This window comes from Actinophytocola xinjiangensis, assembly GCF_001921215.1.
Taxonomy (GTDB): Bacteria; Actinomycetota; Actinomycetes; order Mycobacteriales; family Pseudonocardiaceae; genus Actinophytocola; species Actinophytocola xinjiangensis.
This window is the reverse complement of the sequence record NZ_MSIF01000024.1, coordinates 60,520-74,924: the sequence shown is the minus strand read 5'-3', so window position 1 is coordinate 74,924 and position 14,405 is coordinate 60,520. Positions and strand designations below refer to the sequence as shown.

Here is a 14,405-nt window from a genome sequence, read left to right as displayed (position 1 = left end):
TGTCAGGCCGGCCGCGCCGGCGCCGGCGCGTTCTTCCGCGACCACTGCTGCTCGAACTCGCGCATCATGAACGAGACGACGTCCACGACCGGGTCGGCCGCCTTCTCCGGGGTGCCCGAGTCGTAGGGCGGGTGCGGGTCGTACTCGAGGGCCAGCTGGATGCCCTGCGCGAGCTCGGGGACGGTGAGCTCGGCGACCAGTGCCAGCGCGAGGTCCAGGCCGGCCGAGGAGCCGGCGCCGGTGGCGATCCGGTCGCCGGTGACCACGCGCTGGTCGCTGGGCGCCACCCCGTACCCGGCGAGGTCGTCGCGGAACAGCCAGTGGGTCGCGGCCGGGCGGTCGCCGAGCAGGCCGGCGGCGGCCAGGACCAGCGTCCCGGTGCACACCCCGACGGTCCAGCGGGTGTGCGGGTGCGCGTCCCGGACCCAGTCGACGACCGGGCCGTTGTCCCTGGCCTGGGCGATCGAGCCGGGGCCGCCGGGGACCAGCAGGACGTCCGGGCGGGGCACCTGCGCGAACGTGGTGTCGACCTCGACGCGCAGCAGGCCGTGATCGTCGGCCACGGTGCCCCTCTCGGCGGCGCAGAGCACCACCTGGGCGTCGGGGACGGTGGTGAACACCTGGTAGGGCCCGATGACGTCCAGCGCGGTGAAACCGGGGTACAGACCGATCGCGATGATCACGAAATCCTCCTGGTGACTGTTCGAGCCATGTCAGCGGTGGAGCACGAGCGGCAGGACATCGGGTCCGCGAACCACCAGGGACGGTTTGTAGGGGATTTCGTCGCGCGCGCCGGCGAGGGTTGTCCGGGAATAGCGCGCGAGCATCGACTCGAGCAGGATCCGGCTTTCCAGGCGGGCGAGCGCGGCCCCCAGACAGTGGTGAATTCCGTGCCCGAACGCCAGGTGCCGCTTGTCCGCGCGGCCGAGGTCGAAGGTGTCCGGGTCCGGGTAGTGGCGGCCGTCGCGGTGGGCCGAGCCGACCAGCAGCAGCACCGGCTCGTGCGCGGGGATGGTGGTGCCGGCGATCTCCAGGTCCTCGGTCGCGAACCGCCACAGCGAGCTGGACTGTGGGCCGTCGTAGCGCAGCGTCTCCTCCACGGCGTCGGCCGTGGTGTACCGGCCGGCGCGCAGGGCGGCCAGCTGGTCGGGGTGGTCCAGCAGCGCCACCAGCAGGTCGCCGACCAGCCGGATCGTGCTCTCGTAGCCGGCGACGACCAGGCCGATGGTGGTGGCCAGCAGCTCGTCGGCGGACAGCGCGCCGGACTCGTCGCTGGCGGCGACCAGCGCGGAGAGCAGGTCGTCGGCCGGCCGGGCGCGCTTGCGGACGACCAGTTCCTCGGCGTAACCGAGCAGCCGGGCGGCGGCCTCGGGGACCTGGGGCAGCTCGGCCGGGTCGGCGGTGAACACCAGGTCGCCCCAGCGCCGCAGGTCGGCCTCGTCGCCGGGGTCCGCGCCGAGGACCATGCAGATCGACCGGACCGACAGCGGCGCGGCGAGGTGCGCCATCACGTCGACGGGCTCGCCGGTGGGCAGCGCGTCGAGCAGGTCGCCGACCGTGGCGCGGATCGCCGCGTCCCACTGGGAGATCCGCGCTGAGGTGAAGGTGGCGGCGGCCAGCCCCCGCACGCGGGTGTGGTCGGGCGGGTCCAGGTTGAGCATGGTGCGCTCGGCGACGGTGCCCGCGCCGAAGGCGAGACCGGCGGCCAGGAAGTCCGGCAGCGCCGTGCGGTAGTCGCTGCTCAGCCTCGGGTCGGCGAAACCGGCGCGGACGTCGGCATAACGACTCACCACCCACACCCGGACGTTCGCCGGCGGAACGGGAACCGGGATCACCGGGGCGTTGTCCCGCAGCATCGCGTAGAAAGGATAGGGGTTCCGAAAGAACTCCGGGGTGAACACCTCGGAATGCGGTTGGAAGAATTCCCCGGCTGCGGCGCTGGTTTCGACATCGGTCGTCATCGGCGAATCTCCTCCCGATTGTGAATCGTGGCGAGAGTATTCAGGCTTCGAGGCCACTGTCGACCGATCTCAAGCCGTCCTCGACGCCCGTTCCACCCCGTCCCGCGGGGACACCCACCAGGGAGAATTCGGACAATCGCCGCCGCTGACCGAAACCCGGCACTCGACACGCTCGGACGGGCTGGCCTACGCTGGCCGCAGGTCCGAGGTACGGGGAAGCCGGTGTGAATCCGGCACGGTCCCGCCACTGTGACCGGGGAGTGCGGTCCGCACGCACGCCACCGACGGAAGTCGGGAAGGCAGCGGGCCGCGCGGCGATCCGGGAGTCAGGATACCGACCGAGGACGACTGTGTGTGTCCACGAGGATGGAGCTGGCACATGACGGTTCGCGTGCGTGACCATGTCCGGCGGTAGCCGGCTGGCGGTGCTCATCGACGCGGCCAGTACCCCACCGGACGTCGTCGGCGGGCTGTTCGCCGAGATCGCCCGCTACGGCACGGCGCAGGTCCGGCGCGCCTACGGCGACTGGACCGGGCCCGACCTCGGCCACTGGACGGGCCAGCTGCTGGAGCGGGCGATCCAGCCGGTCCAGCAGTTCGTGCACGACGCCGACCGCAACGCCACCGACGCGGCGATGGTGATCGACGCGATGGATCTGCTGCACTCCCAACGGTTCGACGCGTTCTGCGTGGTCACCAGCGACGGCGACCTCACCCGGCTGGCCGGGCGGCTGCGGGAGTCGGGCCTGACCGTCTACGGCTTCGGTGACCGGTCGACGCCCCGGGCGTTCGTGGTGGCCTGTGACCGGTTCGTGCGCACCGAAGGGCTGCGTCGCCCGCGCCGGCTCGACGTCGACGGCGCGGTGGCCGACCGGCTGCGCGCGGCGGTCGACGCGACCGCCGGCAGCGACGGCTGGGCGTCGCTGGCGACCATCGGCAACACGATCCTGGACACCAGCCCCGACTTCGACGCCCGCGACTACGGCCACGTCAAGCTCAGCGACCTGCTCGCCGCGACCGGGCTGTTCGATCTGGACCGGCGCAGTCCCGGTGACGGCAAGCCGGACGTGGTCCACGTGCGGCACCGGCAGGCGGCCCAGCACCCGGCGCCGAGGGTCGTGTTCCGGAGCTGAGGGGTCACTCCGGGAGCGGGGTGTCGACGAGCAGGTCGAAACCCAGGCCGCTGGAGCCCTCACCCCGACCCTGGCCCCGGCTGGCGCTGAGCCACACCGCGACCCGGCCGTCGCGCCAGCGGGTGCGGTTGAAGGCCAGCGACAGGCGGGTGCCGGCGGCCGGCACCTCCTCCTCGTTGACGAAGTACTGCTCGCCCCGGTCGAATCCCTGGCGCAGCAACGAGGTTCGCGGCCGGACCGGTTCGCCGTCGACGACGCCGGGCAGGGCGGCGCGCTGGAGCCGGATCTCGCGGTTGTCGCCGGGGACGCGGACCGGGATGAACGGGATCCAGTGTTCCGGGATGCTGTTCATCGCCTGGTAGGACAGGGCAGCGCGCGGCGGGTCGTCGTCGTCGGCGGGTGGCGTGGGGTCGACGAGGCGGCGGCGGTAGGCCACGATCTCGGCCGCCGCCTCGCTTCCCCGCCTCGGGTCACCGGTGGGCTGGCGGACGGTCTGTTCGATGCCCCACACCAGGTTCGCGTTCTCGTCGCGGATCAGCGCCACCTCCTCCAGCGCCGGCCCGACGGCGACCTGGGGCACGCTCGGCGGCAGGAACAGGTCGGTGTCGGCCGGCACGTCCCGGTCGCCGATGGTGTCCAGGGTGAACATCGACCAGCGCTGCCAGTCCTGGTCGGCCCCGGCGCCGGCCGGCACCAGCCACTCCCGGGCACCGAACACGTCGGTGACCACCAGGGCACGGACCCGCGCCATGGTGCCGGCCGGCAGATCACAGGGCAGCTGGTACCAGTCGTTGCTGAACACCAGCGCGAACTCCAGGAACACCAGGCGCGCCAGGTCGGTGCTCGACGGGCGGACCGAGGCGAAGTTCGTCCGGCCGTCCTCCAGCGCCCACCACCGGGGCAGCGGCATCCCCGAGTACCGCACGGGCGCCGGGAACACCGTCCTGGACAGCGTCGGCCCGGCCGGCGCGACGCCTCCCAGCGGTGGGCCGTCCTGGTCGACCGAGAACGCGTGCCAGTCCAGTTCGCCGCCCGGATACTCCTGTGCCGTCACGACTTTCTCGCCGCCGCCGGACGCGGCCAGCGACACCGAGAACCGGTGTTCGAGCCGGCTCGGGTCCCAGGCGGTGTCACCGTCGGGCCGGTCCGGGGTGACCCCACCCGGCTGGTCGATCAGCGCGTCGAACCAGGCGACGAGCCGCTTGCCGGCGTCGACGAACGCGGCGTGGTGCAGCAGCGGGATCGTGTTGATGCCGTCGTCGGCCTGACCGCCGCCCTTGACGTGGAGGTACAGCGGGTAGCCGTCCATGCGGCGCCCGGCGACGGCCTGCATGGTCGCCCACACGGTCGGGTTGGCCCGCTGGGTGGCGTCCGCGTCGGTGGGCAGCGTGATCGGGTACCGGTTGGCGTACTGCTGCTCGAACTTGAAGACCACGTTGCCCAGCAGGCCGAACCGGTCGAGCAGCTTGAACCAGCGGTGCCCGATCGCCAGCCGCAGGTCGAAGCCGAGCTTCTCCTGGCCGTAGGTGAACGGGAGCCGGCGCCGCTCGGCGACGGTCTCCAGTGGACGGTCGGTCGGCAGGTCGGTCGGCGGTCCACCGTGCGGGCGGAACCGGGAGGGCCGGGACTGGGCCAGCGAGTAGGTCGCGGTCACCGGCGAACCGCCGTCGGTGCCCCGGAACTCCCCCAGCTGCCACTGGCGGGTCAGCAGCCACAGCGGGTCGCGGACCTCGGCGCGCAGCGCGCGGGTGAAGTCGGTGGTGCGCGGCCGGCCCTCCAGGCGGTTCCACACCCCGACGGTGGGGTCGCGGCGGGCGGCGAGGTCGTCGGCGAAGCTCATCGGCGGGCCTTCCAGCGCAGGTTGGCGGTGGCGAGGTCGGTGCCGACGGTCACCTGCCGCCGGGTCGCCGACAGGACGGTGGCCGGCAGCAGGTGCGCCAGCGCGCTCCCGCCGAGGTGTTCGGGCTCCACCGCGCGGGTCCTGGCCAGGTCGAGGGTCTCGGTGACCGCCTCGACCAGGTCGGTCAGCGCCCACGCGCCACCCGGCACCCGTTCCGGCGGGACGACCAGCAGCATCGTCTGCGGCGGTTCGGAGTCCGGGCCGTCGTAGTGCACGGCGATGCCGGTGGTCTCACGCTCGGCCGGGACCACCTCGGTCCACTCGTCGAGCACCAGGCCGCACTGCCGGCCGCTGGTCAGGCCGGTGGCGTAGTGCGCGGTGAACAGCAGGCGGTCCTGGTCGAGCGGGTCGGGCAGGTTCGGGTCGTGGGCGAACTCCAGGCCCAGCCAGTGGTCGCCCTCGACCCTGGGCAGCTGGATGGGGGTGAGCTGGGGTTCCTTCCAGCCGAGGATGCCGGTGCCGAGCAGCCCTCCCGGGCCGAGCAGCGCGTCGGCCAGCAGGATGGTCCGCTCCCAGAGCCTGGGCTTGTCACGGACCCTGGCCAGGCCGTGCAGCCAGTCGTCGACCGGGAAGTCGCGGGTGGCGCGCAGGTGCTCGACGAGGTCGTCGCTGTCGTCGCGGGCGCGGCGCCACTGCTGCATGACCGGCGTCGGCGGGGTGAACTCGGGCACCACCAGCACGTCCTCGCCGAGCAGGCCGGTCAGCGCGTCGGTCCCGGCGCGGACCCGGTCGGGGCCGGTGGCCGCCTGGTCGTAGCGGTCCAGGGCGGCGGTCGCGGCGGCGCGCCGGGCGTCGAGCTCACCGGCGAGTTTCCCGGCTCTGGTCAGCAGGTCCAGGCCGAGGGCGACGATCCGGTCCTGGTAGGGGGTCAGGTCCAGGCCGATCGGGTCGTAGTCGGCCGGCGGGAGCTTGCCGGCGACCTCGGTGAGCAGGCCGCTGATGGTCGTCCTGGTGGTGCCGGCGACCTGGGTCAGGCCGGTGACCCGGCTGGTGAACGCGGTCCGCAGGGTCCGCACCCTGGTCCGCAGCTGGGTGGGGGTCGCCGGGCGCGGCGCGGTGGTGGTCGTGAGCAGCCGTTCGGCCCGCTCCAACAGCAGGAACCGGTCCTCGGTCGGCGTCGAGGCCGGCAGGCGGTCGTACTGGTCGAGCAGAGCGTTGGCCTTGGCCAGCGCGCCGGCCATCCGCGCCGCCAGTGCCGCGACGGCGGCCAGGAGCTCGGTGAACTGGGCGCGCCGCCACAGGGTCAGCTCGCTCCAGCCGCTGCGCGGCAGACCGAACCCGCCGGCGGTCGCGGCCAGCACGGCGTAGCGGGTCAGGTAGGTGTCGATGCCGGCGAGCACGTCGGGCCGGTCCGGCGGGGCGCCCTCCGGGTACAGCTCGCCGAGGTCGGCGACGAGATCGGCCACGTCCTCGGCGAGGTCGTCCAGCGAGGCGAGCACGGCGGCCGGCCGGTCCCGCGACAGCGACACGACGTCGTCGGCCGCACGGTCGACGGCCGTGGCGCCGGCGGCGGGGGTCAGGTCGCTGGCGCGCAGCGGCCGGGCGGTCGTCAGCAGCGTGCGCACGGCCGCGACCAGCGGCGACAGCTCGAAGAAGGTGACCTTGTCCGGGACCCGGGTGGTGTAGTCGATGCTCAGGACCCGGTCCGGTCGGGGGTTGGACTTCGCGACGACCACACCGATGATCCGGTCGTCCAGGTCGGCCATCGCCGCGTCGTCGGTGGGGCGCAGCGTCGACAGCAGGTCGATCGGCGACAGGCCGGCCTCCTCCTGGCTGACGTCGCGGTGGTCGGCGGTGCCGTTGGGTTTGGTCCAGCTGACCCTGGCGACCACGTTCGCCGGCTTGGGCAGCACGGCCGGCAGCCAGTCGTTGACGGCGGGTTCGGCCTGCGCGCGGGGAGGGTTGTGGCGCAGCAGCGGGGCGCCGTGGTCGGGGCCGAGACCGGGGGTGAACTGCACGGCGAGCCGGTGGGTGAGCGTGGTGCCGCTGCGCGGGGTCTCGACCACCGACGGCGCTGGCGGCAGACCCTCCCTGGTGTAGGCGTCCAGCGCGGCCGAGGCCCGTTCGGTGTTGCCCTGCAACGCCTGGTGGGTGCCCTCGGCGACGGCGAGGTCGGCGACCGCGTCCTGCACGTCGCGCAGCGCCAGCACCTCGGCGCGCAGGTCGAGGACCTGCTGGCCGGTGGCGTCGGGCAGGTCGTCGTAGCCGTACGGGTAGTCGTCGGCGCCCTCGGTGGGGTCGGCGGCGCGCAGGTCGTTGGCGCGCCGCAGCAGTGCGAGCCCGTCGATGACGTTGCGGGCCTCGACCTGGTCGATGCTGGTGGGCACGGCCGGGTCGTCCGGGGTCGGCGCGGTTTCGTCGATCTTGTTGGCACGCAACGGGAACTTCAGGCGCAGGGCGGCGATGAGCGCGTCGAGGCCGGCGCGGCGGTCGTGCAGCCCGCGTTCGAATCGGTAGCCCAGCAGCGCGGCCAGCGACTGGCCCTGGCGCATCCCGTCGGCGATGGTCAGCGCCAGCCGGACCCGCTCGGAGCTGAGGTTGACGGCGAACACGTTCTCGCTTCCCCGCGCGGCGTTGGCGAGGTAGCCGGCGCGCAGGACCGCCGCGGTGCGGGCGTGTGCCGGGGACGGGGCGTGCACGTAGCCGTCGTTGTGCGGGTCGATCGGGATGGGGTCGGTGCCGAACACGGCGGTGAGGTCGGGTGGGACGGTGGCCGTCCGCGTCGGTTCGTCGTTGGGCGTGAGGTGTTCCAGCACGCCGTAGGCGCCCAGGTGCAGGCCCTGGGTGGGGGTCGCGGTGCCGTCCTGGCCGTAGCGCAGCTCGGCGAGGCGCTCGTTGGCCAGGCCCAGGCGCCAGGCGTCGAGCCGGTAGGTCGCGCAGTCGACGTGCTCGGCGAAGACCCGCTCCAGTTTCGCCGTGGACAGTCCGGCCAGGACCCGCAGCGCCGCCGCCTGCTCGGCCTGGTCGGCGGCGGCCGGGTGGATGTCGAGGACGTCGCGGAGGTACTGGTGCACCAGCAGGTCCTGGCCGCCGGTCAGTGCCGGGTCGGTGCTGTAGAGCGTGCGGTAGCGGCTCTCGCTGGGGATCGGCTGGCGCCCCGTCGCGGTGCGCACGTGGACGAACGGGGCGTCGCGGGTGTCGGGGACCTCGGCGCCGGGGGTGGCCAGCGCGAGCCGGCGCGCGGACTCCGCCCACGCCAGCAGCACGGCGTGCCGGGCGAGCAGGTACAGCAGCGACTCCGGCGGCAGGTCGTCGGTGAAGCCCCGCTCGTCGCGGATGGTGTCCAGGTCGCTGTCGGCGAGCCAGGTCAGGTAGTCGTGGCCGTCGGCGGTGTACGGGCGGATCAGGTTGGTCTCCGACAGGGGCCGGTCGTCGACCACCGGTACGAGCAGCGGGTGGGCGTCGGCGGCGAACAGGCGGCGCAGCAGGTCCGGGTCGGTCGCCGTGCCGGCGCCCAGCCGGGTGAGCACGGCGCGCAGCGGCGCGGTCAGGCCGGCCAGTTCGCCGTCCAGTTCACCGTTGGTGGCGGGGCCGGCGAGCGCCTCGACGCTCTGGGCGTAACGGAAGCGGTACTCGGCCGAGGTGGGGTGCAGCGCCAGGATGTCGAGCAGGGTCTGCTGCCGGTCGGGTCCCGGGTCGTCGAGGCTGGCGACCTGGGACAGGGCCGCGGTCCAGTCTGCGGCGAGGTCGGTGAGCACGGCGTTGAGGGCGGCGCGGTGCGGGGCGGTGGCGGGGAAGACGAGCCGGGAGAACACGGTCGTCGGCAGGATCCCGTAGGGCTGGCGGCCGATCTTCACCGCCGGCAGCGGGCCCCGGCCGGACACGTTGGCCAGGAAGAACTCCCGCGTCTGGGCGATCTGGTCGCCGGTGAGCACGCCGTTGAGCAGCGCCGGCAGGTAGTTGCCCCAGGTCGCCGGCCACAGCACGGTGTGCGCGGCGCGGGCGTCGCGCCGGTCGGTGCCCCCGGCGCCCGGCACGCCGGTCAGCACGGCCGGGTCGAGGCCGAGGAGGTCGGCGAACCACTGGCCGTCGGTCCTGGTGGTCTCGTCGGTGGTGGCGGTGAACCCGGCGGCGGCGAGCCCGGAGTCGGCCTCGGCGAAGCGGTCCTGGCCGGCGGGGGCCTGTTCGGAGTTGTTGGTCGGCGTGCCCTGCGGCAGGAAGGCGAACCCGGCCGGGCTGTGCAGCTGGTCGGTGAGCAGGCCGGCGAGGGCGGTCGCGGTCTGCGCGGGTGTGGCCTGTTCCCGCAGCCCGACCACGACCAGCCGGTCGAGGCCGCCGGGGAACTCGGCGGTGCGGGTGATCCGGATGCCCATGCCGGCGGTGACGGCCTCCTGGAACTCGGTCAGCCAGCGCAGGTTCGGTGGCACGAACAGGGTTCCGGCGGTCTCGTCGACCCGCAGCTGTGTCGGCGACGGTTCGCCGGGGTCGGGGCTGACGGCCAGGCCGGGCCGGACCGGCTCACCGGTCCTCGCGAACACCTGGGTGCCGCCGGCGTAGCCGTAGAAGGTGAACCGGTCGGGCAGCAGCGCGGCGGTCGCGGCGACCGTCCACGACCGTGGCGCGATCTGGTCGCCGGGCACCGCCGGCAGGACCAGGAACGCCACCACCACCGCGTCACCCGGTGTGGCCGGCGCGGCGTCCACCCCGGAGGGCCGGCGGGCGCGGATGGCGGTGGCCCTGGTCGCGCCGACGGCGGCCAGCAGGGCGATCTCGGCGTTCGCGAGTGCGGCGCGGTCGCCGTGCGCGCGCCACACGGCGGTCCAGTAGGCGACGGTCGCCGGCCGGTCGGCCGCTGCCGGCGGTTGCTCGCTGACGATCACCAGCACGGCCGTGCCGGCCGGGACGCCGACCGGACGGTCGGCCGGGTTCGCCGGGGCACGGGCCCCGAGCAGCCAGCCCGCGCGGCCGGCCGGTACCCGGGTGACCAGCTGGTGCCAGGCGGCCTGCTCCCCCACCGGCGACCCGCCGCTGGCCCACAGCCCGGTCCAGTAGGCGTCCAGGGCGGCGAGTTCGGCGGCGGTGGGTCGCGGCTCGAACTTGTTCACCGACCACTCGTCGGGGAACACCCGGATCAGCAGTTCGGTGGGGGTGTACCGGGTCTCCACCCGGACCGGTCCGAGCAGCACCGGGAAGTCAAGGCTGAGTGGGGGCATCCGGCAACATCTCCTGTGCGTGCATGGCCACCAGAACCGGTGCCTGGAAAAGGATGTAGGCGACGTCGGCGGAGCTGATGTCCGACTGCCACGCCCGGACGTGGTCGTCGTCGGCGCGCTGCTCGGTCTTCTCCTGGTCGTCCGGGTCGTGGTTGAACGGGTCGAGCGTGACCCGCGCGCCGCTGTCGAACCGGATGAACCCGCGTGCCGGCGGCGGGTCGACCCGGCCCCAGGTCAGGTCGTTCCACACCTCGACCGGGCCCGGCCCGCCGGGCGGGTCCTCGTCCACCCCGAACCGGGGGTCGCCCGGGCGTTCCTTGAGGACGAAGAACCAGCCGAGGTCGCCGTTGTCGCCCCGGGCGGTGGGCGCGTCGAGGTCGAACCCGAGCAGGTAGATGTCCGGCTCGACCTTCGCCTCGTAGATCGGCAGCCGGACCAGCGTGCGCGGCGGGTCCTCGCCGGTCGGCAGCGGCGCCAGCTCCCGCTCGCCGCTCGTGTCCGGCACGCCGGGCTGGTTCGGCTTGTCCGGCCAGGCGGCCTTGTGCGCGTAGACGGCGGTCGTGGGGTACTTGCGGAGCAGGTCGCCCCGGATCACCAGCACCAGGTTCGCCGGCGGCGGCGGGTCGTCGGGTTCGGGCTGGGGGTTGGGGTTGTTGCCGAGCAGGGCGGTCGGGCCCCACCGGTGGATCGGCGGGATGTCGTAGAGCCGTTCGCGTCGCTGGTCGGCCGACTCGCCGGGCAGGGCCGGTGCGGCGCGCGGGTCCCAGAACTGGCGGAACGGGGTGCCGCGCAGGTCGGTCGGGAACTCGCGCCAGAGCATCTCGCGGGCCAGTTCGTGGTTGAGGCCGACCAGGTAGGACTCGATGAAGCGGCGGTCGTTCTCCAGCAGGGTCACCGAGTTCGGCGGCAGCAGCCCCAGGTTGGGCACGAACGTGTCGGTCGACATCGCCAGTAGCTCGGTGTACATGGGTGTGTCGAACACCGGGTAGGCCATCACCTCGGTCAGCGTGTTGTCCTTGGGCGCCAACCGGTCCGGCAGGTTCACCGAGGCGAGGATCTCGTCGAGGACGGTCGTGTCGGCGTTCAGCCCGGTGAACACCGAGGTGGTGGTGCCGGCGACCTCCAGCTTCGGCCGGTCCTCGTCGTCGTCGACGGCCGCCGCCCGCAAGGTCTCGTCCAGGGCGCGCAGCGCCCCGGCGAGCACCTCGTCCGGTTCGGCGAGGGTGCCGGCGGGCAGGCGGGCGGCCAGCATCGCCGGGGTGACCAGGCCGGCGGGGGTGGCCGGTGTGGGCGCGGCGGCGATCCGTTGTTCGTCGATGCGGGTCACCAGGGTGTCCAGCGAGACGCGCAGGGTCTTCATCAGCCGGGCACCGGGGCGGGTGATCCGGCGCATGGGCGGGGACACCGGGGCGGCGGCGACCCGGCTGCGGGACACCTTGAACCCGACGGCGAGCAGTTCGTCGGCGCCGGCCGTCTCCGGGCGGTCGAGGACGGTCGGGTGGGCGGGCGCGGTGAGGGTCAGCGCCCGCCCGTTGGCCAGCGGCTCGTCGTCGGCGACTCCCGGCACGGTTCCCGACTGGGGCTGGAAGTGCTTGGCGTGCAACACGGTGCCGATCTCCCTGGCCAGCTGGGCGGCCCGGATCCTGGCGTTGGCCCGCTGCGCCTCGCCGAGTTGCTGCCAGGCGGCGGCCATCAGCTCCTCCTGGCGCGCCTGGACGACCTTGGTGCCGAAGTGAGCGGCGACCCGGTAGCGCGGGTCGAGGTTGAGCCGGTGCACCCAGTTGTGCAGTTGGGCCGGCGGCACGGGGGTGCCGTCGGGGCGGGTGATCAGGGTGGAGGTGAGCGCGTGCCAGCGGCCGTACAGCGGTGGGGTGATCACCGGGTCGACCTGGTCGGCGAGGTCGGCGAACCCGGTGGCACCGGTGGCGAGCGCGGTGTTCGCCTCGGCGGTGGTCTGGTGCTGGTAGGCCTCGGCGAGGTTGATCAGTCCGGCGAGCGCGCGCTGCCACTGGTTCGGGTACGGCGGGGCCGGCGGCACGGGCGCGGGCGTCGGCGGCGGCTGGGGACCGTAGTAGTTGTCCCAGTTCTCGTACAGGTCGATGACCGCGTCGGAGTCGGTGAGCCGCAGCGCGCCGCCCAGGCGCAGCACGCCGTCCGGCTGGGTCGGGGTGGTCAGGCCGGGCAGGCCGAACCCCGGGGAGCGGTGCGCGTCCATGTCCCGCAGGCCGATCGGGTCCAACGCCTCGACCGGTTTGAGCAGCCGCACCAGGTACTCGAAGTCGCCGGTCGTGGAGGTGACGAACGACCAGCGGTGGTAGTAGGGCAGCTGGCCGGGAAAGGGCATTCCCGGTTGGCCCCAGGCCGGTGTGGTGGCCGGGATCGCGGCCGGCACCAGACCCAGCCCGGCCTGCCGCCCGGTCTCGAACGCCGGCACCAGGAACGCGTGGTAAGTGGTGCTCGGCCGCAGGTGCCGGGGACAGATCACCCGGCAGCACGCCGAGTCCGGCTCGTCGCGCAACACCCGTGCGAGGGCGCTCAGCGAGGTGCCCATCGCGAGCGGGTCGTCGATCGCCAGCGGGGTGTCCAGCGCGCCGTTGACGTGCACGTGCGCCCACGCGCCCAGCTCGCCCGGCGGCTGGAGCGCCTCCGGGGCGGTGACGGTGACGAACGGCAGCGGACGGCCGTCCGCCACGCCGTCCTCGAACTCGGCGACCCCGGTCTCGGCGCCGTCGGTCAACACCACCAGCGCCAGCCACGGGGCCAGCCGCCGGGTGGCCGCGTCCGGCGCGGCCGGGCTGTACCGCCAGGCGTAGTCCTCCTGGTAGAACTCGATGTGCGCCAGGTAGTTCGGCTCGAAGTCGGTGGCGAAGGGCCGGGGTTCGGTCCGCGAGATCGCCCGCGGGTCCACGCCGAGCACGTCGCCCGGCCCGTAGAGCCGCACCGGTTGTTCGACCAGCCGGTGCGGTGGCGGGGCGCCGGCGGTCAGCGGGTCGCCGGTCAGGTCCAGGCGCACCGGGACGGTCGCCCGCTCGATCCCCGGCGGGCCGGCGATCCTGGTCGAGAGCCCGGCCCGCAGCCACGGCAGGAACGAGTAGGCGCCGGCGCTCACGTTCCGCTCCGTTCGGCCGATCCGGTCAGCTCGACGGGACCGGCCGCCGCCGCGAGACCGGTGCGGGCGACGCCGCCCGCGACGAGGACCTTCGCGCCGGAGGACGCGGCGGCGAACGCCCACCGGCCCTCGTCCAGGCCGGCGTAGGGCGTCCACGCCCCGGCGGCGAACCGCAGCGCGCCCCGGTAACCGGTCTCGTTGGTCTCGTGGTCGGCGCCGCCGACGACCAGCACCGCCCCGGAACCCAGCGGTACCGCGCGGTGCAGTGCCCGGCCGGCCGGCATCGCGGCCACGTCGTGCCACGCGCCGGCGGCCAGGTCGTAGGCCTCGGCGGTGGCGCGGGCGAACGGGTCGTAGCCGTCGCCGGCCGGTCCTGGCGCGCGCCCGCCGGTGATCAGGGCGGTGGTGGCGCCGGTGGCGGTGGCGGCGTGCGCGCTGCGCGGGTGGCGCAGGCTGCCGGTGGGTTGCCAGGTCGCGGTGGCGGTGTCGTACAGCTCGCAGAACGCGAGGTCGGCGTCCTCGTCCGGGCCGACCGGCACGCGACCGCCGCACACCAGGACCTTGGCGCCGCTCTGCAACGCGATCGCGGTGTGCCAGGCGCGGGCGTCGGCCATGTCCCGCTCGACGGTGGTCCAGGTGGTGGTGGCCGGGTCGAACAGCTCGGCCGAGCGCAACGCCATCAGCCCGCCGCCCGGGCGGGCGCCGATACCGCCGGCGACGAGGACCTTGCCGTTGGACAGGGCGACCGCGCTGTGCGCGAAGCGGCCGACGGCCAGCTGGGCGGTGACGGCGGTCCAGGTGTTGGTGGCCTGGTCGAAGATCTCGGCGGTGCGCAGCGGGGCACCCGCCGGTCCGGCGCGCCCGCCGGTGACCAGGGCCCGGCCGTTGGCCAGCGGGGTCAGCGCGTGCAGCTGCCGGGCGGCGCCGAGCAGGGCGGTGGCCTGCCAGCTGCCCTGCGCCAGGTCGAACACGGCGCTCTGCTTCACGCTCACCCCGGCCGCGTCGGCGCCACCCGCGACGAGGATCTTCGTGCCGCCGGTCAGTGTCACGGCGGTGTCGTGCTGGCCCTGCCAGCTCGCGGCGACGGCGTAATCGGGGGCGGCCGACCACTCGTCGGCGAGGGTGCTGGTCATCGTGATGCCTTTCCGG

Annotated in this window: 7 protein-coding genes and 1 riboswitch; of the genes, 1 reads left to right on the top strand and 6 read right to left on the bottom strand. The window is 74.1% G+C overall.

All coding sequences use genetic code 11. From position 1 onward, the window contains the following. Positions 1-2: 2 nt before the first annotated feature. Together BLA60_RS33710 and BLA60_RS33705 are read right to left on the bottom strand one after the other, a co-directional pair. Positions 3-683 carry a DJ-1/PfpI family protein gene (locus tag BLA60_RS33710; protein WP_075137097.1) on the bottom strand — a complete coding sequence of 227 codons (681 nt, stop codon included), beginning with the start codon at positions 681-683 and terminating at the stop codon, positions 3-5. Between the two features lie 30 nt (positions 684-713). Next, entirely contained in the window at positions 714-1,961 is a 1,248-nt protein-coding gene (locus BLA60_RS33705; RefSeq protein ID WP_075137096.1) for a cytochrome P450 family protein, read from the bottom strand. A gap of 213 nt (positions 1,962-2,174) precedes the next feature. Next, a riboswitch (cobalamin riboswitch) is annotated at positions 2,175-2,297 on the top strand. Between the two features lie 65 nt (positions 2,298-2,362). Between BLA60_RS33705 and BLA60_RS33700 the strand changes: the two genes are divergently transcribed. After that, positions 2,363-3,094 (top strand): NYN domain-containing protein, encoded by a 732-nt coding sequence (locus BLA60_RS33700; protein ID WP_075137157.1) that lies wholly within the window; start codon positions 2,363-2,365, stop codon positions 3,092-3,094. 4 nt (positions 3,095-3,098) lie between these two features. Here BLA60_RS33700 and BLA60_RS33695 read toward each other — a convergent pair whose 3' ends face one another. Genes BLA60_RS33695 through BLA60_RS33680 form a run of 4 tightly spaced genes read right to left on the bottom strand, consistent with a single transcriptional unit; the run spans position 3,099 to position 14,389 of the window. Beyond that, positions 3,099-4,934 (bottom strand): hypothetical protein, encoded by a 1,836-nt coding sequence (locus BLA60_RS33695; protein WP_075137095.1) that lies wholly within the window; start codon positions 4,932-4,934, stop codon positions 3,099-3,101. After that, a complete protein-coding gene (locus BLA60_RS33690) occupies positions 4,931-10,147 on the bottom strand; it encodes a hypothetical protein (RefSeq protein WP_075137094.1) in 5,217 nt (1,738 codons plus the stop codon). Before BLA60_RS33690 ends, BLA60_RS33695 begins: the two co-directional genes overlap by 4 nt. Beyond that, a complete protein-coding gene (locus tag BLA60_RS33685; RefSeq protein ID WP_075137093.1) occupies positions 10,128-13,256 on the bottom strand; it encodes a hypothetical protein in 3,129 nt (1,042 codons plus the stop codon). Before BLA60_RS33685 ends, BLA60_RS33690 begins: the two co-directional genes overlap by 20 nt. Further along, positions 13,253-14,389 (bottom strand): Kelch repeat-containing protein, encoded by a 1,137-nt coding sequence (locus tag BLA60_RS33680; protein ID WP_075137092.1) that lies wholly within the window; start codon positions 14,387-14,389, stop codon positions 13,253-13,255. Before BLA60_RS33680 ends, BLA60_RS33685 begins: the two co-directional genes overlap by 4 nt. Between the last annotated feature and the right edge of the window lie 16 nt (positions 14,390-14,405).